Annotated in this window: 1 protein-coding gene; it reads left to right on the forward strand. The window is 69.9% G+C overall.

Annotated elements, in window-relative coordinates; genetic code table 11:
• Nucleotides 1–399, forward strand: a 399-nt coding sequence (locus J0695_RS40400; protein ID WP_242553775.1) for an NADPH-dependent FMN reductase, incomplete at both ends; no start/stop codon positions are given.

The following is a 399-nucleotide window of genomic DNA, read 5'->3' on the forward strand; positions in this document are numbered from 1 at the left end:
GCCGTCGGCGAGTGGCTGGCCGAGACGCTCGCACCGTGCGCCCGCACGCTGGATGCGGACCTCGTGCCGCTGGCCATCGGCGATCTCCAACTGCCCTTCCTGGACGAGGAGGAGCACCCGTCGACCGGCATCTACCACCAAGAGCACACGCGCCGGTGGAGCGCGATCGTCGCCGAGGCCGACGGCTTCGTCGTCGTGACGCCGGAATACAACTACGGGATGCCCGCGACCCTGAAGAACGCACTCGACTACCTGGGCCCCGAGTGGGCCTGGAAGCCGGTCGGCTTCGTCAGCTACGGCAATACCTCGGCCGGCACCCGCGCCGTCCAGCACGCCAAGCAGGTGGTCACCACCCTTCGCCTCGTCCCCCTGGGCTCGACCGTCGCGATCCGGATCGCG

Origin of the sequence: Streptomyces beijiangensis (assembly GCF_017315755.1) — a bacterium.
GTDB classification, from domain to species: Bacteria; Actinomycetota; Actinomycetes; order Streptomycetales; family Streptomycetaceae; genus Streptomyces; species Streptomyces beijiangensis.